The sequence below is a fragment of the Rhodococcus sp. HM1 genome (genome assembly GCF_023218075.1).
Classification (GTDB): domain Bacteria; phylum Actinomycetota; class Actinomycetes; order Mycobacteriales; family Mycobacteriaceae; genus Rhodococcus.
On sequence record NZ_JALPTB010000236.1, the window covers coordinates 1 to 391 of the forward strand.

At 70.3% G+C, this 391-nt stretch carries 1 protein-coding gene; it reads left to right on the top strand.

Going from position 1 to position 391, the window contains the following annotated elements:
• Window positions 1-14: 14 nt before the first annotated feature.
• On the top strand, window positions 15-391 hold a 377-nt coding region (locus M1M07_RS32580; protein ID WP_248676815.1), incomplete at its 3' end, for a lipopolysaccharide assembly protein LapB.

The window sequence follows — 391 nt, forward strand, 5'->3', positions numbered from 1 at the left end:
ACCTCTCCCTCGGGGTGCGCCAGATCAAGGCCGGCCAGTGGGCCGCCGCCCGCCAGAATTTTTCCAGGAGCGGCCGCGGGGCGGCCACCGACCTCACCGCCACGCTGCTGACCGCCTGGTCTTACGCCGGCGCGGGCGACGGCAAGAAGGCGCTGGAGACGGTCAACAAGCTCCGGGGCGAGCGCTACTACAACACCTTCCGCGACTACCATGCCGGCCTGATCGCCTCGGTGATCGGCGACAACGCCGAGGCCGAGCGGCGGCTCAAGGCCGCCTACGAGGCCGACCGCAACACCCTACGCATCGTCGACGCCTACGCCCGGCTGGAGGCCAGCCTCGGCCGCACCGACCTAGCGATCCAGGCCTATTCCGACTTCGACCAGCTCTCGCC